Raw genomic sequence first — 20,359 nt, 5'->3', positions numbered from 1 at the left:
CCTCAGACCGTCTTGAGCCAGCCACCATCGACAAAATAGGTCGAACCAGTCGAATAACTGGCCTTGTCCGAGCACATGAAGACGAAGAAATTGGCCAGCTCCTCGGGCGTCGCAAAGCGCTTCATGCCGCCCGCCTCGTCGGCCACCCCTTGCAGATGCGCCTGCCAGCCATCTTCCCCGGCAATCTGCTTGGCGGTCTTCACCCAGTCCGGCGTCAGCACCAGCCCGGGATTGATCGTGTTGACGCGGATATTGTCGCCCACCACCTCATTGGCCAAAGTCTTGGAAAACATCATCAGGGCCGCCTTGGTGGTGTTGTAGATCGGCTCGTACCACAGCGGCTGCACCGCGCAGATCGAGGCATTGTGCAGCACCACGCCGCCGCCGCGCTTCTTCATCCCCGGCACCAGCCCTCGCGCCAGCCGCACCGCGGCCATCACATGCAGGTCCCAATAATATTGCCACTTGGCATCGTCGGCTTCGGCAATGGTCTCGTTTGAGCCGGTCCCGGCATTATTGATCAGGATATCGGCCCCGCCAAAGGCTTTGGCCGTGCCCTTGATCACCGCATCGCACCCTTGCGCGGTCGCGACATCGGCGCTGATCGCCGTGGCGATAATGCCGAACCTGTCGGCTACCCGCGACGCCGCGTCATCACCCCGCAGCTTGTCGCGGCCCACCAGCACCAGGTTTGCCCCCTCCGCCGCCAATCCCTCGGCAACGGCCAACCCGATACCCACTGTTCCACCCGTGATAACGGCGACCTTGTCGCGCAGATTCAAGTCCATGAGGCTCTCCTAGTCGAGAATGGTGAGATCGACGTCCTGGCCGCTCGCTCGCGCCTCGGCAAAAACAGCGGCAATATCGGCAATGGTTTGCCGCGCCTCGGCGCCGGCAGACCCGGCACCGCGCACCAGCAGCGCATAGGGTGGCTTGAGGACGCTATCTTCCGGCGTCCGCAAGATATCCCAGAGGGCATCGAGATTGCGCCCGAAATAGCTGGGGCCAATGGCGATCTCGATGGCCTGGTAGACATCGTCGCGGCTCTGCCACGACGCGCCATCCAGCACCACCTGCCGCGTTTCAGCCATCGCTGCTCACGCGGATCTGCAACTTCACATCGCTCGGCCGCGCTTCCACCGCCCGATCAAACGCCTTGATCGAATCCTCAAAGGCAAATGTCTCCGAGATCAGCGGCTTGAGGTCCACCCGCCCCGAGGCGAAGAGCGCAATGGCGCGGTCATATTGATGGGCATAGCGGAAGACGTTTTCGATCCGCACTTCCTTGGTCGAGGCCGCGGCGATGTCGACGGCGACCGGCTCGACCGGCAGGCCGACCACGACAATGGTTCCACCCGGCCGCGGCAGGTCCATGATGGTCTTCCAGGCATGGGGCGAACCCGAGCATTCGAACACCACATCGGCGCCCCAGCCATCGGTGAGGCGCGACACTTCCTCGACAATATTCTTCTCGCGGATATTGACCGGAATGACGCCCTGATAGCGCGCGGCGATATCGAGCTTGGGCTGCGCCAGATCGGCCACGATCACCCGCGCACAACCACCGGCCAATGCGGCGATAGCGACCATGGTGCCGATTGGCCCGGCACCCAGCACCACCGCGGTATCGCCGGGCGTGATCCTGGCCTTGGTCGCCGCCTGCATGCCCACGGCAAAGGGCTCAACCATTGCCCCTTCGGCAAAGCTGACATTGTCGGGCAGCTTGAAGGTGTAATTGGCGGGATGGACCACCTCGGGTGTCAGCACACCATGTATCGGCGGCGTCGCCCAGAAGCGCACGGCGGGATCGACATTATACATGCCCAGCCGGCTGGCCCGCGAATTGGGATCGGGAATACCCGGCTCCATGCAGACCCGGTCGCCAACCTTAAGATGGGTCACACCCGCGCCCACTTCGGTGACGGTCCCCGCCGCCTCATGCCCCAGCACCATGGGCGCATTGACCACGAAAGGCCCAATCTTGCCATGGGTGTAATAATGCACATCCGAACCGCAGACACCCACGGTGTGAATGGCAATCTTGACCATGCCCGGCCCCACATCGAGCGGCAGATCGATATCGCGCAGCGCCAGTTCATGCTGGCGTTCGAGAACGAGGGCGCGGACTTTGGTCATCGAGATATTCCTATGCATATCGGCCGATAGACTGAGCATCTGCCCAGCAGGTGAGCCATTTGTAACTCACGGCGTCATTCCCGCGAAGGCGGGAATCCATTCTTGGGTTCGGTGCACGAGAAAGAATGGATTCCCGCCTTCGCGGGGAAGACTCGGCGGGGTTGGGCGTCAGGAGGGCGGTTTCATCGCCCCCGTCATGATCGCCACCGCATCCGACATCGAAAAGTCCTTCGGATTGATCACCGCGATCCGCCGTCCCAACCGGTGGATATGAATACGGTCGGCCACCTCGAACACATGGGGCATATTGTGGCTGATCAGCACGATGGGCAGGCCACGCCGCTTGACGTCGAGCATCAGTTCCAGTACGCGGCGGCTTTCCTTGACGCCCAAAGCCGCCGTGGGCTCGTCCATGATCACCACGCGCGAACCGAACGCTGCCGCCCGTGCCACGGCCACGCCCTGGCGCTGGCCGCCCGACAGTGTTTCAACCGACTGGTTGATGTTCTGAATCGTCATCAGCCCCAATTCGCTCAGCTTTTCGCGGGCCAGGCGGTTCATGGTCGAACGGTCGAGCAACCGGAAGATATTGCCAAGCGGCCCTGGCTTACGCATCTCGCGGCCCAGGAACAGATTGTCGGCAATCGACAGGGCGGGCGATAACGCCAGGTTCTGGTAGACCGTCTCGATCCCCGCCAGCCGCGCCTCCATCGGCGATTTGAAATGCACCGGCGAACCGTCGAGCTTGATCGTCCCTGCATCGGGGATCACCGCGCCGCACAGCGCCTTGATCAGGGTCGATTTGCCCGCGCCATTGTCGCCGATCACCGCCAGGATTTCCCCCGGCATCAGGTCGAAATCGGCATTGTCGAGCGCCACCACCTTGCCATAGCGCTTCTGCAGCCCCTGGGCGCTGAGAATAGGCTGGGGCCCGGCAATCGGGGTGGCGGTGAGGCTCGTTGCAGTTTGATCCAGACTCATGCCGAAATCTTCCTGATCCACTGGTCGGTGGTAACAGCGATGATGATAAGCGCGCCCACGGCAAATTCCTGCCAGAGCACGTCGACCCCGGCCAGCGCCAGGCCATTGCGGAACATGCCCACGATCAGCGCCCCCAACAGCGTCCCAATGATCGAGCCACGCCCGCCGAACAGCGACGTACCGCCGATCACCACGGCAGTAATGGAATCGAGATTGGCTGTCTGACTACCCAGCGGTGAAACGGCCCCGACCCGCCCGATCAGCACCCAGCTGGCCAGCGCGCAGATGAAACCGGCCAAGGTATAGACGCCGATCAGCGTCATGGTGGTGTTGATACCGGCCAGCCGCGCCGCTTCCGGGTCGTCGCCCGTGGCATAGATGTGCCGTCCGAAGGCCGTGCGGTTGAGCAGATACCAGACACTCGCCGCGATCAGGATCATCACCATGGAGCCCGCCGTGAGGATCGCCCCGCCGCCCAGCGCCACCCGCGCACCCATCCATTGCAGCATGGGCGCGATCGCCGCGATGTCCTGGCTGCGAATGGTCTCGGATTGCGAAATGAAGATGATCATGGCGCCATAGATCGACCAGGTGCCCAGCGTGACGATAAAGGGGGGCAGCTTGACCAGCGCCACCAATACGCCATTGATCAGCCCGCATAAAATGCCTGTGCCGATGCCCAGCACGAAGGAGATTTCCACCGGCACCCCCGCGACCACCGACAGCCGCCCCATCACGATGGAGCTGAGGATCATGATCGCCCCCACCGACAGATCGATGCCGGCCGTGAGGATGATCAGCGTCTGGGCAATGCCCAACACGCCGATAATGGTCACCTGCTGCAACACCAGCGACAGGTTGAACGGCGCGAAAAACTTGCTGCCCGCCGCCACCGAGAAGATGGCGATAGCCACGATCAGCACGATGAACGGAATGGCGGTCGGATTGGCATGGAGAAACGCCTGCAACCGCCGGATCGGGCTGGGCGAATCCTCCTCAAAGCTCGCCACTGCCTGCGCGGCTCCGGCCAATCCCTTCTCCGCCACGGCCGAGCCGCCTGCGTCATCACTCATGCACTTGTCCTCCCCAGGGCAGTGACTCAAAACTCGAATGTCTCACTCTCACCGGCACCTTTCCCGGGACTTGATCCGGGGCCTCCAGTCGCTTGCGCTGGAGGCGAGTGCCCCGCGGATCAAGTCCGCGGGAGGCGATTGTGGGGTGGGAAGCATATGTTTCCCACCCGCACAAAAATCAGCCCCAGCAGAGCTCCGCGCCCTTGGTGGTGTCGATCGACTCCACCCCTGCCACCGGCTTATCGGTCACCAGCGCGGCGCCGGTGTCGAAGAAGTCTAGCCCTTCGGTCACGGCCGGCTTTTCGCCCGTGTCCGCGAACTTCTTGATCGCCTCCATCGCCATCGACGCCATCAGCAGGGGATATTGCTGGCTGGTCGCGCCGATCACGCCGGCCTTGACGTTGGCAACGCCCGGGCAGCCGCCATCGACCGATACGATCAGCACGGAACCATCATCCCGGCCGATCGCCTTGAGCGCTTCGAAGGCGCCCGCCGCAGCCGGCTCGTTGATGGTATAGACCACATTGATATCCGGGCATTTCTGCAGCAGCGTTTCCATGGCGGTCCGGCCGCCATCTTCGGCGCCGCCCGTCATTTCATGCCCGCAAATGCGCGCATCGTCCTCGTCGCCATATTTATTGGGATCTTTGACGTCGATGCCGAACCCGGCCATGAAGCCCTGGTCGCGCAGATAGTCGACCGTCGGCTGGTTCACCGCCAGATCGAGGAAAGCCACTTTGGCATTGGCCGCGGCATCGCCCAGCGTGCCCTTGGCCCAGGACCCGATCAGCTCACCGGCCTTGCGATTATCGGTGGCAAAGGTCGCGTCGGCCGCATCGATCGGATCGAGCGGCGTATCGAGCACGATCACCAATAAACCCGCATCGCGCGCTTGCTGGATGGTCGGCACGATGGCGCTGGAATCCGAGGGCACGATGGCAAAGCCCTTGGCCCCCGCGGCGATCAGATTTTCGATTGCCGCGATCTGGCTGTCATTGTCGCCATCGAACTTGCCGGCAAAGGTCCGCAATTCGATGCCCAACTCATCCGCCTTGGCCTGGGCGCCTTCGCGCATCTTGACGAAGAAGGGATTGCCTTCCGTCTTGGTGATCAGCCCGACAATGGCTTCCTGCGCCATAGCCGAGGTGCCCATCAGCCCCAGCATCACGGCTCCTGCGGCCGCCATTCCGATAAACCTACGCATATTATCTCCTCCCGAGAGTTGCTGCTGCCCCTCGGGCGCAGCGGATTGAAGTCCGCGTGGCGCTCTCCTCCGGCCACCCGTCCTCGGCGCCATATCAGCCGCCAATTTTGCCTCTGTCAATAAATTAATCCAACTGATTTATTAATTGACAGACAGTCGCCATCCGAGCCACCTAATGGCGGGGAGGAACTTCAAGCCAATGAAAACGATTGCGAATTCGCGCCCGTTTGGGCTAGCTGCGCCATGGCAAATTATTGGCCTGGTTAAGAAAATAGGGGCGGAAGGATGGATGAGGCAGGCGGCGTTCGGGCCCGTTCGGACGATCTGAGCCGCGGCACCAACCAGACGGGCGTCCGCCTCTATAATGAGCGGCTGGTGCTCTCGCTGATCCGCCGCCACGGCGCTCTGCCCAAGGCCGATATTGCCCGCCGCACGGGCCTGTCGCCCCAGACCATTTCGACGATTGCCAATGCGCTGGAGCGCGATGGCCTGATCGTGCGGCAGTCACCCTTGCGCGGCAAGGTCGGCCAGCCGCTCGTTCCCTATGCGCTCAATCCGCGCGGCGCCTTTTTCCTCGGCCTCAAGGTTGGCCGGCGCAGTTCCGACATCGTGCTGCTCGATTTTGCCGGCACCGTGCTCGGCCGCATCCACGAACCGCACCCCTACCCCACACCCGAAATCGTCCAGGCGCTGGCCCGCCGCGGCATTGCCGAGCTGACAGCCCCCCTCAATTCGGCCGAACGCAGCCGCATTGCCGGCTTCGGCATCGCCTCGCCCTTCGAACTCTGGAACTGGGCCTCCCAGCTGGCGGCACCGCCCGAAGTGCTCGAAGCCTGGCGCAATGCCGATATCCGCCGCGATATCGCCGCCCTCTGTCCCTGGCCGGTCTATCTGCACAATGACGGCACGGCCGCCTGCGCCGCTGAACTGGTGCTGGGCAATGGCCAGCATGGCGAGGACTTTCTCTATATCTTCCTCGGCTCGTTTCTCGGCGGCGGCGTCGTGCTCAACGGGCATCTGTTTCCCGGCCGCACCGGCTATGCCGGCGCCATCGCCCCCCTGCCCGTCCCCATTCCGGGTGGCTTTCAGCAAATCCTGCGTAGCGCATCCATCTATGTGCTGGCCGACCGGCTCAAGGCCGCCGGCCTCGACCCGCAAGTATTATGGCTCGATCCCAGCGATTGGGGCCCGCTTGGTGCTCCGCTCGACGATTGGATCGCCGAGGCCGCCCAGAGCCTGGCGCTTGCCTGCGTCTCCGCCGTGTCGATCATCGACTTCCCGACTATCGTCATCGATGGCGCATTTCCACCCGCCATACGCAAACGCCTGGTTGAGGCCACGCGCATCGCATTCGGCCAGTTCGACCGCCAGGGCCTGGCCCCATTCGACATTGCCGAAGGCACGATCGGCTTCGGCGCGCGCGAAGTTGGCGGCGCCTGCCTGCCGCTTTTGGCCAATTTCACGCAAGACCGCGAGGTTCTGTTCAAGGAAAATAGCTGATTAAGGCCAGACTGCGGAATTATGCCAAGGCCGGTAACCAGTCTGCAAGTTTACCCGGTCTAGGTTAAGGCCGCATTTGGCCCGGTTTTCATTTGATGCAGACGCAAACTTCAACGACTGAGCGTTGGCAGTTCATAACGGCTGTTCTGTTGCCCGTCGTGCTGGCATTGGTTGCGACGGCGGCGGCCGTTATCGGCTTTGTGTTCTGGTCGACCAACAATATCGACCAGCGCGCCATCGAACGGCAGACCACCATGGTCACCCAGGTCCTGCAGTCCAAGCGCGATGCCCTGCTCAAGGATCAGGGCGGCGTCGCCATCTGGGACGAGGCCGTGCTCCATGCCGATCGGACATTCGATCGGGAATGGGTCCACGCCAATATGGGCCTGTGGATGCACAGCTTCTTCGGCCATGATCGTTCGGTGCTGCTCGACGCGCAAAACCGCCCTCTCTATCTGATGGAAGAGGGCAAGGCCGCGCCAACCAGCCGCTTCCAGAATATTGCCAGCGGCGTGATGCCTCTGGTCCAGCAATTGCGGACGCTGATCGCGGCCGGACAACTCGACGATTTCCTCGTCGGCAGAACCGAAGCGCCGCCCACCGTCTGCGATTTCGCGCTCGTCAACGGCCAGCCGGCCATTGTCGGCATCAGCCCCATCGTCAGCAATACCCGGACCCTGGCACATGTGCCAGGGTCCGAGAGCCTCATGGTTTCCGTGCGCTTCCTGGGCGCTGATACCGTCAGCGAGATGATGGAGCAATATCTGATCGACGACGCCGCTTTCGTTCGCACGCCATCGGCCGATCCGGACCGTATCTCCTATCCCGTGATCAACCAGGCGGGACGGTTCGTCGCCTTCTTCGAATGGACCGGCGACCGGCCGGGCCGGCTCATGCTTGGCCATACCGTGCCGGTCCTCGTAGCCGTCATCCTGGCTGGAGCCGTGCTGTTCCTGCTGCTGCTGCGCAAATTGCGCAGCTCGTCGGCCGCCCTTCAGGAGGGGCGCCGGCTGGCCGAGCATGAGGCCGCGCACGACAAGCTCACCGGCTTGCCCAACCGGACCAATTTCGATGCGCATCTGGCGCGTATTCTGCGCGAGCAGAAAGCGCCGGGCACCAGTATCGCCCTGCTTATGCTCGATCTCGATCGCTTCAAGCAGGTCAATGACACGCTGGGCCATCAGGCCGGCGACGACCTCATCCGCAGTGTCGGCGAACGCATCCGGCTGGTGGTGGGCACCGATGTCATGGTAGCCCGGCTTGGCGGCGACGAATTCGCCATCCTGGCGGTCACCCATAACCGCCCCTTCGACGCCATGGCAGTCTCCGACCGCATCATCGAAACCATTGGTCGCCCCTTCGATCTCGGCCATTTCAAGGCCCATGTCGGGGTCAGCATCGGCATTGTCGAAGACAATGCCGCCGCGGCCGAGCCGCGCGAACTGGTGCGCAAGGCCGATATCGCGCTCTACGAAGCCAAGGCCAGCGGCCGCAACCGCGCCATGGTCTATGAAGAGCACATGAACGAGCTGCTGCAGCTCCAGCACACGATCGAAGGCGAGCTGCGCGCCGCGCTCAATCGCAACGACCAGCTTTCCGTCGCCTTCCAGCCGCTGGTCGATCAGAAGTCGCGCAAGGTCATCGGCGCCGAGGCGCTGGCACGCTGGTATCACCCCAAATATGGGCAGATTTCCCCCGGCCGCTTCATTCCCGTGGCGGAAAATACCGGCCTCATCGAATATCTGGGCGAATTCGTGCTGCGCCGCGCCTGCGAACTGGGCGCCAGCGCGCCCGGCCGCACTATCGCGGTCAATATTTCGCCCACCCAGCTGCGCAATCCCTATTTTTCCAATCAGGTCTTCGACATCCTGCACCAGACCGGCATGCGCCCGGTCGATCTGGAGCTCGAGATCACCGAATCCATCCTGCTTGATGACGAAAACATTTCGGGCCAGAACCTGCGCACCTTCCGCGCCGCCGGCATCCAGATCGCGCTGGACGATTTCGGCACGGGATATTCGTCCCTGAGCTATCTCAAGCGCTACCCCGTCGATCGCATCAAGATCGACCGCTCCTTCGTCAGCCAATTGGCCGAGGGCCACGTTTCGGTCGCCATCACCCAGGCTATCGTCACCCTGGCCCATGCCATGGATATCGAGGTTACCGCCGAGGGCGTGGAATCGGAAAAACAGGCCACCATCCTGGGCAAGCTGGGCTGCAATACGCTGCAGGGCTTCCTGTTCTCGGGCGCCGTACTACCAGCCAAGATCACCACCATCTTTGCCGACCCGGCCAATGCGCCTGAACGTCGCCGCCGCTTGCGCACCCACGCCGCCTGAGGATTCAGCCGGCCGCCGCGAGCACTGCGCCCAGCCGCTTTTCCCGCGCTGAAAGTCCGGTCCGCCCGCGACCGGCAACGGCCCATATCGCCTGCAACTTGCCCTGATCGAACAGCTTGAACAGGCATGGCGCGATATAGGACTTGCGGCAGATCGCCGGCGTATTGCGCAATTCCAGCGCCACCTCGCGGGCGACCTGCGCCATCTGCCGCCGCCGCGCCGATAGGGAGGTGCCGCTTTCCATCCGCGCCAGTGCCTCGCCCGCCATGGCGCTGGCATGGAGCGTGCGGAAATCCTTGGCCGAAATATCCACGCCCGCCAGCTCGCGCAGATAATCATTGATGGCGCCGGTCTTGATCGGCCGCGTCTTGCCCTTTTCGTCGCGACAAACCAGCAGGCGCTTGCCCGGCAACTGCAATATGCGGGTCAATGCCGCGGCCAGTTGCTTGTCGAGGATGCGATAATCGGCCCGCTTGCCGCCCTTGGCCGCAAAGCTCATGCATATTTCATCGCCCTCGATTTTGACGTCGCGAGCGAACAGGGTGCCCGCCCCGCGCGTACCGCTGCTTTCGAGGTATTTTTCCCGCCCCACCCGCATGGCCGTCCGGTCGATCAAAGCCATCGCAATGGCCAGCGCCAGCTCTCGGCTGCCTGTTTCGGCGCTGAGACCCGCGCGTATCTTGCGGCGCACCTTGGGCAGGACCCCGGTCAACACCGCCAGCCGCTTGAGCTTGCGGCCCTCGCGCTTCAGCTCCCAATCGGGGTGGTAAATATATTGATCGCGCCCCGCCTCATCCTCGCCCAGCGCCTGGATATGGGCGCGCGGATCGCCCGCGATCCGCACATTCTGCCAGGCCGGTGGAATGCCCAGCGCCATGATGCGCGCCCTGGTCCGGGCGTCGCGGATAACGGTGCCATTCGCATCGGCATAGCTGAAGCCCCGGCCTCGCCTCTGGCGGATGATGGTCAGGTCTTCGCGTTCCGCTCTGATCAGCCGCACCATGGGTCAGGTCGGGTTCGGCTGGCTCATCGTGAAGATCAAATAGATGATGGCAAACAGCACGACGATGCCAATCAGCGAAATGACCAGCACGAGCATATTCATCCTGCGTGGACTGGCCTGCCGGACCTCGGTCGTATTCTTGTGCGGGTCATAGGTTTCCAAGCTGGCTCTCCTGTTGGCGCGCCTCATGTGAGCAAACGCCGGCCTGCTGCCCAAGTTCCGGATAAGCGCCCAGCGGCACTTGACGCCATCGCGCCCCCGGCCGACTTTCAGCAATGGCCATCCAGGATACATCGATGACTGATCCCCAAACCCTCACCCGCATGATCATGGCCGGACAGGGCAAGGCATCAGCCGATCTCGTCATCAAGAATGTGCAATTGCTCGACGTCATCACCGGCGCCATCACGCCGACCGACATCGCCATAGTCGGCGACCGCATCGTGGGCACCCATGCCAGTTACGAGGCCGAAACGGTCATCGACGGCGCCGGCCGCTATGCCGTGCCGGGCTTTATCGATACGCATTTGCATATCGAATCCTCGCTGGTCACGCCCTTCGAATTCGACCGCTGCGTGCTGCCGCATGGGGTCACCACGGCCATCTGCGACCCACACGAAATCGCCAATGTGCTGGGCGCCGAGGGCATTCGCTATTTCCTCGATAGCGCCGAACAGACCATCATGGATGTGCGGGTGAACCTGTCATCCTGCGTGCCGGCCACCGGCTTTGAAACCAATGGAGCGACACTGGAGATCGAAGACCTCGAACCCTTCCGCAGCCATCCCAAGGTCATCGGCCTGGCAGAAATGATGAACTTTCCCGGCGTGCTGTCGGGTGATCCGGGCATTCTCGCCAAGCTCGTGGCCTTTCAGGGCGGCCATATCGATGGGCATGCCCCATTGCTGCTGGGCCAGGGCCTCAACGGCTACCTCGCCGCCGGCATCCGCACCGACCACGAAGCCACCAGCGCCGCCGAGGCCCGCGAGAAACTGGCCAAAGGCATGGCCATCCTGATCCGCGAGGGTTCCGTCTCCAAGGACCTCAAAGCCCTGGCCGAAATACTGGACGAAAACACCTCAAGCTTCGTCGCCCTCTGCACCGATGACCGCAATCCGCTCGACATTGCCGAGGAAGGCCATCTCGACAGCTCTATCCGCCGCCTCATCGCCATGGGAAGGCCGCTGCATCACGTCTATCGCGCCGCCAGCCACTCCGCCGCCCGTATTTTTGGGCTGCGCGATCGCGGCCTGCTCGCCCCCGGCTGGCGCGCCGATATCGCCCTGCTCGATAGCCTTGAGGATTGCCGCGTTTCCGATGTGCTGACCGGCGGCAGGTTAGTGCGTCCAGAACTTTTCGCCGCTCGCAAACCCGTGGCGCCGGTGGGCCTGACCTCAGTCAAATCCCGAAACATCGTCGCTGATGATTTCATCGTCTCGGCCCGCGCCGATCGCAACCAGACCCCGGTCATCGGCGTAAAGCCCGGCCTCATCCTGACCTTCCGCGAATCCGCGGCGCTGGCGGTGAGCGACCGGGGAACCCAGGCCGATATTGCGCAAGACGTTTTGAAATGCGCAGTCATCGAGCGCCACGGCCGCAACGGCAATATCGGCCGCAGTTTCGTCACCGGCTTCGGCCTCAAGCGCGGCGCCATCGCCTCCTCGGTCGGCCACGATAGCCACAACATCACCGTCATCGGCGCCAATGACGAGGACATGGCCATCGCGGTCAACCGGCTTATCGAGCTGCAAGGCGGCTTTGCGGTTGCCGATGGCGGCAGGATAACTGCCGAGTTGGCGCTCCCCATAGCCGGGCTGATGAGCCTCAATCCCTTTGAAACCGTCGCCCATGACCTGCATCAATTGCGCGACGCCGCCTTCGCTCTGGGCTGCGTCCTGCCCGAACCCTTCCTCCAGGTCGCCTTCCTCGCCCTGCCGGTTATTCCCCACCTCAAAATGACCGATCGCGGCCTCTTCGACGTCGATAAGTTCGATTTCGTCGACTAGTCGCGGGCGGCCTAGCCGACATGAAACCGTTACGCGCGGTTGCTAGGCACCTGCCAATCTCGGATGCCAAAGGAGCGCCGCCATGGGAGCCGTCAGGATCATCGCCGCCATACTGCTGGCCAGTGCCGCCGCACCCAGCCTTGCGCATGGGCTGGAACTGCAAATCCTGCACACCAATGACCATCACTCCCACCTCGACGGCGCCAGCCAGGACATCACCCTGGCCGGCACCACCTATCGCGTAGAAATGGGCGGCTTCTCGCGCCTGGCCGGCCTGATCGAGGGCCTGCGCACCGACAATAGCCTGGTGCTCAATAGCGGCGAGCTGAACGGCACGCTCTATTTCAGCCTGTTCCGTGGCGAGCCGGACTTCAAGCTCTTCAACGCCCTGGGCATCGACGCCTACCAGATCGGCAATCACGAATTCGACGAAGGCGAGGACGTGCTGGCCGGCCTGATCAAAATGGCCGAATTCCCCGTCCTCGGCGCCAATATCCACCCCACCGAAGCAAGCCCGCTGCATGGGCTCGACATCAGGCCTTACATCGTCAAGGAAATCGAAGGCGAAAAGGTCGCCGTCCTTGGCGTGCTCAAGGTCGAAAAAACAGTCAATTCGTCCATGGTCACCGACGCCGTCCAGTTTTCCGAGGAAACCGAGACGGTCCGGCGCACCATCGCCGAGCTGGAAGGCCAAGGCATCGACAAGATCGTCGTCCTCAGCCATCTCGGCTATGAAGGCGATATCGCCCTGGCCGGCGAGGTATCGGGCATCGACATCATCATTGGCGGCGACACCCACAACCTGCTCGATTCGACGGGCGAACTCGCCGAAATGGGCCTGCCGGTCTCAGGCGAATATCCGACAGTCGTGGACTCACCCGAAGGCACGCCCGTCTATATCGCCCAGGCTTGGGAAATGGCCCATGGCCTGGGCGTGATGAACGTCACCTTCGATGACGCCGGCAAGGTCACCGCCGCCAGCGGCAATATCCTGCTGCCGGTCGACCGGCCATTCCAGGTGCTCGGCGCCGACGAAAAATTCGCCGATCTGGACGCTGCCGGCGAAACCGCGCTGCTGACCGCGATCGAAAACGCGCAAACCCTGGTGCTGCAGCAGCCCGACCCGCAAGTAGCCGAAATCCTGGTGCCCTATAGCAAGGAGCTCGAAAGCTTCCGCGCCCAGGATCTCGGCACCGTGGCCCAGACCATGCCCTTCGAGCGCATCCCCACCGCCTTCGCGCCCGGCGCGGCCCCCACCGGCAGCTATGCCGCCCATGTCGTCGCCGACAGCTTCCTGGCCTACCTGCCGCATGCCGATATCGCCATTCAGAATGCCGGCGGCGTGCGCACCGAGTTCCTCAGCGGCACCTTCACCGTGGCCGACGCCTATACCATGCTGCCCTTTTCCAACACCGTGGCAACGCTCACCATGACCGGGGCACAGGTCGTGGCCGCGCTTGAGGATGCCGCCGATTACGCGCTCAATTCCGGCTCGACCGGCGCCTTCCCCTATGCCTCCCACCTGCGCTTCGACGCCAATCTGGGCGCCGCCAAGGGCAGTCGCATCCTCGCCGTCGAGGTCAAGGATCGCCAGAGCGGCCAATGGGCGCCGATCGACATGGCGGCCAGCTATCGCGTCGTCACCAATTCCTTCACCGCCCTGGGCAAGGATGGCTACGACACCTTCGCCACAGTGATCGCCACCGACCCCGCGGCACATGAGGACAGCTCTGTGGCCTATGCAGTCCCACTCGTCGAGTATTTCCGCGAGCATCTGCAGGACGGCGCCCTGCCGCCGCTTAACAGCGACGACTACAGCCTCAAGTCAGTAACCGAATAGGCAGCCGGCGGAGCGGCCTAGCCCCGCTCCGCTTCCCGCGCCTTGACCTTCCGCCGTGCCGCATGCAGCAGCGGCTCGGTATAGCCCGAGGGCTGGTCAGCGCCATGCAGCGCCAGATCGAGCGCGGCCTGGAAGGCGACGGATTGGAAATTTTCGGCCATGGGACGATAGAGCGGATCGCCTTCATTCTGCTGATCGACCACGCCGGCCATGCGCTCGAAGACTGAGGTGACTTCGTCTTTGGAAACCAGGCCATGGCGCAGCCAATTGGCCACCGCCTGCGAGGAAATCCGGCAGGTGGCGCGGTCTTCCATCAGGCCGACATTGTTGATGTCGGGTACTTTGGAACAGCCCACACCCTGCTGCACCCAGCGCACCACATAGCCCAGAATGCCCTGCGCATTGTTCTCCAGCTCGCGGGTGATTTCTTCCCGGCTCAGCGAATAAGGCACCTGGATCGGCATGGAGAACAGCTCCGCTAGCGGCGGCACGGGCTGGTTGTGGCGGCGCTGCTGCGCCTCGAACACGTCGATCTGGTGATAATGCAGCGCATGCAGCGTCGCCGCCGTCGGCGAGGGCACCCAGGCGGTATTGGCGCCGGCATTGGGATGGCCCGATTTGGCCGCCATCATCGCCGCCATATCGTCGGGCCGCGCCCACATGCCCTTGCCGATCTGCGCCTTGCCGCTGAGGCCACAGGCCAGCCCGATCAGCACATTGCGATCCTCATAGGAGGCAATCCAGCGCTCGGACTTGATCTCGTCCTTGCGCAGCACCGGGCCGGCTTCCATCGAGGTATGGATCTCGTCGCCGGTGCGGTCGAGGAAACCGGTATTGATGAAGAACACCCGCTCGCGGGCGGCATGGATCGCGGCTTTCAGATTAGCCGAAGTGCGGCGCTCCTCGTCCATAATGCCGATCTTGATGGTGAGCGGGGCCAGGCCCAGCAGCTTTTCCACCGAGGCAAAAATCGCGCAGGCAAAGGCCACCTCTTCGGGGCCATGCATCTTCGGCTTGACGATATAGATCGCACCAGTGGCGCTGTTGAGCGTGTCATGCATGGCGCACAACACGGTCAGCGCGGCATCCATCAGTCCTTCGCCAATCGGCTTGCCATCGAACAACACGGCATCAGTCGTCATCAGGTGGCCGACATTGCGCACCAGCAGCAGCGACCGGCCCTTGAGCACCAGCGGAGCGCCGTTGACGTCCTTGTAGCTGCGGTCGGCATTGAGCTTGCGGGTGATCTGGCGTCCGCCCTTTTCGAATGTGTCCTGCAGACTGCCATTCATCAGGCCCAGCCAATTGCGATAGACCCCGACCTTGTCTTCGGCATCGACGGCGGCAACCGAGTCTTCGCAATCCTGAATCGTGGTGAGCGCAGCTTCGACAATGATGTCGCTGAGGCCGGCTTTATGCGCTCCGCCGATGACGCTGCCCGGCTCGATCACCAGAATGGCATGCAGGCCATGGTGGCGCAGCACCAGCTCGCCCTTGGCCTCACTGCCGCCATAACCAACAAAAGCGGTAGGGTCCTTGAGGGCGGTGCGGCCCGAAGCGGTATCGACGACGAAGCGGCGGACGCCATCTTCCTTGATCACATGATAGCCAGTGGCGTCGCGATGGCTGCCGCTTTCAAGCGGGAAAGCCTCGTCGAGGAAACTCGCGGCCCGATCGACCACGGCTGCGCCGCGCGCCGCATTGTAGGCCTTGCCCGGCGCGAGATCGCCGCTGCGCTCGATAACGTCGGTGCCGTACAGCGCGTCGTAAAGGCTGCCCCAGCGCGCATTGGCGGCGTTGAGCGCATAACGCGCATTGCTGACCGGAACCACCAGCTGCGGGCCGCAAAGCGTGGTGATTTCGGGGTCGAGGCCCGTGGTTTCAATGCTGAAATCAGTCGGCTCGGGCACCACATAGCCGATATCCTTGAGGAAGAATTCGTAGCCCTGGGGATTGTTAGCGACCGGGCCATAGCGGCGATGCCAATCATCGATCCGGCCCTGCAAATCCTCGCGCTTGGCGAGCAGAGCGGCATTGGTGGGGCCATGTTCGGCCACCAGCGCGGCAAAGCCAGACCAGAATTGATCGGCCGAAACGGAGAGGCCCGGGAGCGCTTCTTTCTCAACAAAATCGACCAGCAGAGGGTGAACTGAAAGGGTCGATTTCGTCAGATAGTGGCTCATAAATTCTCTTCCTCAAATGGCTCGTCATGTTCGATGCAGCACCCTCCCCTTGCGGGGCCTGCTTTTTCGCTGCTAGCGAAAAAGCTTGAGTTGGGGAGGGGGCCATTGACCCAATATCGGGGCTCATGCACCCCTCCCACCCTCCCCCGTCAAGGGGGAGGTGCGCATCGTGTTCGCTTCTGGCGCAGTGGCCAAAACCCAGGGCAACCTAGGCGAAGGTATCCATCCTCACAACCCGCCTAAAGTTGACTTGGCCTGTGCGCCAGCGACATAGACCTCAGCAATGGAGCGATCATCGCCCAGGGTCTGGAGCAGGAAGAGCTCTTCGACCAGACTGGTGACCGTCTCCATGCGCAGCCGCATGGCGGGCGTGGCGCTGGCATCAAGCACGACCAGATCGGCGGCATTGCCCGGCGCGATGGACCCGATTGTGCCTTCGAGCGAGAGCGCCCGGGCATTGCCCAAGGTCGCCATATAGAAGGAATTGAGCGGGGTCAGCCGCTGGCCGCGCAATTGCAGCACCTTGTAGCCTTCGTCCAGCGTCGCCAGCATGCCGTAATTGGTGCCGCCGCCAATGTCGGTGGCAATGCCGATCCGCACCCCGGCCTTGGCCAATCGGTCGCGGTCGAACAAGCCACTTCCCAGGAACAGGTTCGATGTCGGGCAGAACACTGCCACCGATTGCGTCTCGGCCAGCACCTGCGTTTCGCGGTGATTGAGATGGATGGAGTGACCCAACAGGGTCTTGGGGCCGAGCAGGCCATAATCCTCGTAAATGCCGGTATAGTCGGGGGAATCCGGATAAAGCTCCATCGAGAAGCTGATTTCAGCGGCGTTTTCGCTCAGATGGGTCTGCACATAGCACTCGGGATGCTCGACCACGAGCGCCCGCGACGCCTCCAGCTGCGCCGGGGTCGAGGTAATGACAAAGCGCGGCGAGATGGCATAAAGCCCCCGGCCCCGCCCATGCCAGCGCTCGATCAAAAGCCTGGTATCGTCATAGCCCGATTGGGCGGTGTCGCACAGCGCTTCGGGCGCATTGCGATCCATCATCACCTTGCCGCCCACCATCAGCATATTGCGCTTTTCGGCCTCGGCAAAATAGGCATCGACCGAGCGCGGATGGCTCGAGCAATAGGCCACGGCCGTCGTCGTGCCATTGCGGATCAGCTCGTCATAAAAGGCCGCCGCAACAGCGCCGGCATGGCCCTGCTGGCTGAATTTCTGCTCTTCCACAAAGGTGTAAGTATTGAGCCATTCGAGCAGCGAGCCGGCATAGGAGGCGATCATCTGGCTTTGCACATAATGCAGATGCAGATCGATAAAGCCGGGCAGGATCAGATGGGGCCGATGGTCGATGATCTCGGCATCGCCCGCCACACCGGCATCGTAATCGCCAACGCTCGCCACTTTGCCATCGGCAATGACCACCATGCCATCGGCGAAATAGCGATAGCTCGCCGTGTCATCAATGCCCTGCGGCTCGCTGACAAAGCTCAGCACCCGGCCGCGCAGAATGGTCCGGTTCATTGGCCCGAGCCTTCGCGGAACCACTCGACCAGCAAGGCCCGTTCGCCCAGGGTCATTTCGGTGGCATTGCCGGGCGGCATGGCGTGCGAATAGCCGGCCTGGATGGCGATATCCCTAGCGTGATTGGCCACCGCAATATCATTGTCGAGAATGACATTTTTGGGTGCTTCATAAATGCCCGGCCAGGCGGGTTCGGCGGTGTGGCACATGGCGCAGCGGGTCTGCACGGTCAGGCTGGCCTCAGCGAAATGGCCTGCTGCGAGAAAGGGTTCGGCCGCCCGAGACGCCACCTCCTCTCCCGCCGAGCCCGGCAGCTTGGGCGCGGTGGAGAGCCACGCAATGATCAGGAACAGCACCACGGCCACCGCCCAGGTCCAGTGCGGATTGCCCTTGCGGGCATGGCGCGTGTTGAAATAGTGCCGGATAACCACCCCGACTAGGAAGATCAGCGAAGCGATGATCCAGTTCCACTGCGTGGCAAAGGCCAGCGGATAGTGGGACGAGAGCATGAAGAAAATGACGGGCAGCGTCAGGTAGTTGTTGTGCAGGCTCCGCTGCTTGGCGATCTTGCCATATTTGGCATCGGGCACCCGGCCGGCCTTGAGATCGGCCACCACGATTTTCTGATTGGGGATGATGATCATGGCCACATTGGCCGCCATGATGGTCGCGGTGAAGGCGCCCATATGCAGCATGGCCGCGCGGCCGGTGAAGATCTGGGTATAGCCCCAGCTCATCGCGACCAGAATGGCGAACAGCACCAGCATCAGCCCGGTGGTCGATTGCCCGATGGGGGATTTGCACAGGCTATCGTAGAGCACCCAGCCCAATACGATCGAGGCCAGCGACAGGGCTATCCCACCCCATTGCGGCAGGTCGAGCACTGTGCGGTCGATGAGATAGATATCGGCGCCGACATAATAGACCAGCACCAGCAGCATGAAGCCGGAAAACCAGGTCCAATAGCTTTCCCATTTGAACCAGGTCAGGTGCTCAGGCAGGAATTCGGGCGCCACCAGATATTTCTGGACGTGATAGAACCCCCCGCCATGCACCTGCCATTCCTCGCCATGGGCGAGCGGGGGCAGGCTCGGCGTCTTGCGCAGGCCCAAATCGAGCGCGATGAAATAAAACGACGAGCCGATCCAGGCGATCGCGGTGATGACATGCAGCCACCGGACTGCAAACATCAGCCATTCATAGAAAATTGCAAAATCGCCCATCGACCCGTCTCCTTCTACCCCTCTCCCCTTGAGGGAGAGGGACAGATCATTCCGTGTTCAGCGGAATGATCAGGGTGAGGGGTTCTGCGCTATCCCATCGCCTCGCGGCATCTGGCTAGCGCAGAACCCCTCATCCCAACCGAATTCGCAAACGCGAACTCGGTGACCCTTCGGGCACCTTCTCCCTCAAGGGGAGAAGGCCACCACCCTAGCCCCGGCGGCGCACCAGCAATATTTAAGCCGGCTGCTCAACGCCTTCGACATACCAGTCCATGCTGAGCAGTTCGGCATCGGTCATGGTCACCCCGGCAGCGACGCGTTCGGCGCCGGTATTGTCCTTGATCGGGCCGGTGAAGATGTGGAACGAACCATCGATCTGCCCAGTGCGCACCTTTTCCGCGTCGGCGACGACATCGGCCGGCACCTTCGCGTTGTAGGGGCCCATCTGGACCACGTCTTCCTTGAGGCCTTCCCAGGTGTCGCCGGCCACCCAGGTGCCATCGATCACCGCCTGGGCAGACGCCAGATAATGCGGGCCCCAATGATCGATAATGGCGGTGAGCTGGGTCTCCGGCGCGAAGGCGCTCATGTCGGCGCCCTGCCCGAACCCGCCGATAATGCCGCGTTCCTGCGCCACCTGCAGCGCCGCCGGACCATCGGTATGCTGGGCAATGATGTCGATGCCCTGGTCAATCATGGCGCGGGCCGCGTCGGCTTCCTTGGCCGGGTCGTTCCAGGTCGAGATATAGACCGGCTTGACCGTGAAGTTCGGGTTGATGCGGCGGCCGGAAAGGGCGAGCGCATTGATGCCCATCACCACTTCGGGGATCGGGAAGGAGCCGATATAGCCCGCCTTGCCGGTCTTGGAGAGGTGCCCGGCAATGGTGCCGCAGACCGCACGACCCTCATAGAAGCGGGCATTGTAGAGGCCCACATTCTCGGCCTTCTGGTAGCCGGTGGCATGCTCGAACTTCACGTCGGGAAACTGCGGAGCGACCTTGATCACCGAGTCGCCAAAACCGAAGCTGGTGGCGAAGATCAGCTTGTTGCCCTGCTGGGCCAGTTCGCGCAGCACGCGTTCGCAGTCCGGGCCTTCCGGCACATTCTCGACATAGGTGGTTTCGACCGCGTCCCCGAGATGCTCCTCGACATAGAGGCGGCCCTGATTATGAGCATAATTATAGCCATTGTCGTTGATCGTGCCGACATAGATGAAGCCGATCTTGAGCGGCTCGGTCTGGGCGAAGGCCTTGGAGCCGAGCAGCGGCAGGGCTGCGGCAGCGCCGCCGATCTTCAGAATATTGCGCCGTGATAAGGTGGTCATGGTTCTCTCCTGATTGA

16 protein-coding genes are annotated in these 20,359 nt (G+C 62.6%); 4 read left to right on the top strand and 12 right to left on the bottom strand.

Features of this window, described 5'->3' with window-relative positions; all coding sequences use genetic code 11:
* Positions 1–2: 2 nt before the first annotated feature.
* From QQL79_RS02040 to QQL79_RS02015, 6 genes are all read right to left on the bottom strand, one after another.
* A complete protein-coding gene (locus tag QQL79_RS02040) occupies positions 3–788 on the bottom strand; it encodes an SDR family NAD(P)-dependent oxidoreductase (protein ID WP_284387429.1) in 786 nt (261 codons plus the stop codon).
* Between the two features lie 9 nt (positions 789–797).
* Positions 798–1,091 (bottom strand): barstar family protein, encoded by a 294-nt coding sequence (locus QQL79_RS02035; protein WP_284387427.1) that lies wholly within the window; start codon positions 1,089–1,091, stop codon positions 798–800.
* Positions 1,084–2,136 (bottom strand): NAD(P)-dependent alcohol dehydrogenase, encoded by a 1,053-nt coding sequence (locus tag QQL79_RS02030; RefSeq protein WP_284387425.1) that lies wholly within the window; start codon positions 2,134–2,136, stop codon positions 1,084–1,086. The genes QQL79_RS02035 and QQL79_RS02030 overlap by 8 nt, the downstream gene beginning before the upstream one ends.
* A gap of 168 nt (positions 2,137–2,304) precedes the next feature.
* Positions 2,305–3,117, bottom strand: a complete 813-nt coding sequence (locus QQL79_RS02025; protein ID WP_284387423.1) for an ATP-binding cassette domain-containing protein — start codon at positions 3,115–3,117, stop codon at positions 2,305–2,307.
* Positions 3,114–4,190 carry an ABC transporter permease gene (locus tag QQL79_RS02020; RefSeq protein WP_284387421.1) on the bottom strand — a complete coding sequence of 359 codons (1,077 nt, stop codon included), beginning with the start codon at positions 4,188–4,190 and terminating at the stop codon, positions 3,114–3,116. Before QQL79_RS02020 ends, QQL79_RS02025 begins: the two co-directional genes overlap by 4 nt.
* 178 nt (positions 4,191–4,368) lie before the next feature.
* On the bottom strand, positions 4,369–5,394 hold the full coding sequence (locus tag QQL79_RS02015) for a sugar ABC transporter substrate-binding protein (protein WP_284387419.1): 1,026 nt from the start codon (positions 5,392–5,394) through the stop codon (positions 4,369–4,371).
* 285 nt (positions 5,395–5,679) lie between these two features.
* Between QQL79_RS02015 and QQL79_RS02010 the strand changes: the two genes are divergently transcribed.
* Together QQL79_RS02010 and QQL79_RS02005 are read left to right on the top strand one after the other, a co-directional pair.
* Positions 5,680–6,894 (top strand): ROK family transcriptional regulator, encoded by a 1,215-nt coding sequence (locus tag QQL79_RS02010; protein WP_284387417.1) that lies wholly within the window; start codon positions 5,680–5,682, stop codon positions 6,892–6,894.
* A gap of 95 nt (positions 6,895–6,989) precedes the next feature.
* The gene (locus QQL79_RS02005) at positions 6,990–9,233 is read left to right on the top strand and encodes a putative bifunctional diguanylate cyclase/phosphodiesterase (protein WP_284387416.1); all 2,244 of its coding nucleotides are present in this window, start codon (positions 6,990–6,992) and stop codon (positions 9,231–9,233) included.
* Between the two features lie 4 nt (positions 9,234–9,237).
* On the opposite strand, the gene QQL79_RS02000 is transcribed toward QQL79_RS02005, so the two are convergent.
* Together QQL79_RS02000 and QQL79_RS01995 are read right to left on the bottom strand one after the other, a co-directional pair.
* Entirely contained in the window at positions 9,238–10,236 is a 999-nt protein-coding gene (locus QQL79_RS02000; protein WP_284387414.1) for a DNA topoisomerase IB, read from the bottom strand.
* A gap of 3 nt (positions 10,237–10,239) precedes the next feature.
* Entirely contained in the window at positions 10,240–10,398 is a 159-nt protein-coding gene (locus QQL79_RS01995) for a hypothetical protein (RefSeq protein WP_284387412.1), read from the bottom strand.
* A 134-nt stretch (positions 10,399–10,532) separates the two neighbouring features.
* On the opposite strand from QQL79_RS01995, the gene ade reads away from it, so the two are divergent.
* Both ade and nadN read left to right on the top strand, forming a co-directional pair.
* On the top strand, positions 10,533–12,242 hold the full coding sequence (gene ade, locus QQL79_RS01990; protein ID WP_284387410.1) for an adenine deaminase: 1,710 nt from the start codon (positions 10,533–10,535) through the stop codon (positions 12,240–12,242).
* A gap of 82 nt (positions 12,243–12,324) precedes the next feature.
* Positions 12,325–14,082: an NAD nucleotidase gene (gene nadN, locus QQL79_RS01985; protein WP_284387408.1), complete on the top strand. Its 1,758-nt coding sequence runs from the start codon at positions 12,325–12,327 to the stop codon at positions 14,080–14,082.
* Positions 14,083–14,099: 17 nt separating this feature from the next.
* On the opposite strand, the gene QQL79_RS01980 is transcribed toward nadN, so the two are convergent.
* From QQL79_RS01980 to QQL79_RS01965, 4 genes are all read right to left on the bottom strand, one after another.
* On the bottom strand, positions 14,100–16,265 hold the full coding sequence (locus QQL79_RS01980) for a malate synthase G (RefSeq protein ID WP_284387407.1): 2,166 nt from the start codon (positions 16,263–16,265) through the stop codon (positions 14,100–14,102).
* A gap of 228 nt (positions 16,266–16,493) precedes the next feature.
* On the bottom strand, positions 16,494–17,795 hold the full coding sequence (guaD, locus tag QQL79_RS01975; RefSeq protein WP_284387405.1) for a guanine deaminase: 1,302 nt from the start codon (positions 17,793–17,795) through the stop codon (positions 16,494–16,496).
* On the bottom strand, positions 17,792–19,018 hold the full coding sequence (locus tag QQL79_RS01970) for a urate hydroxylase PuuD (protein ID WP_284387402.1): 1,227 nt from the start codon (positions 19,016–19,018) through the stop codon (positions 17,792–17,794). Before QQL79_RS01970 ends, guaD begins: the two co-directional genes overlap by 4 nt.
* Positions 19,019–19,253: 235 nt before the next feature.
* On the bottom strand, positions 19,254–20,342 hold the full coding sequence (locus tag QQL79_RS01965; RefSeq protein ID WP_284387398.1) for a BMP family ABC transporter substrate-binding protein: 1,089 nt from the start codon (positions 20,340–20,342) through the stop codon (positions 19,254–19,256).
* Between the last annotated feature and the right edge of the window lie 17 nt (positions 20,343–20,359).

It is taken from the genome of Devosia yakushimensis, from assembly GCF_030159855.1.
Lineage (GTDB): Bacteria > Pseudomonadota > Alphaproteobacteria > Rhizobiales > Devosiaceae > Devosia > Devosia yakushimensis.
The sequence above is the reverse complement of the archived record's forward strand: the minus strand, read 5'-3'. Positions and strand labels throughout refer to the sequence as shown.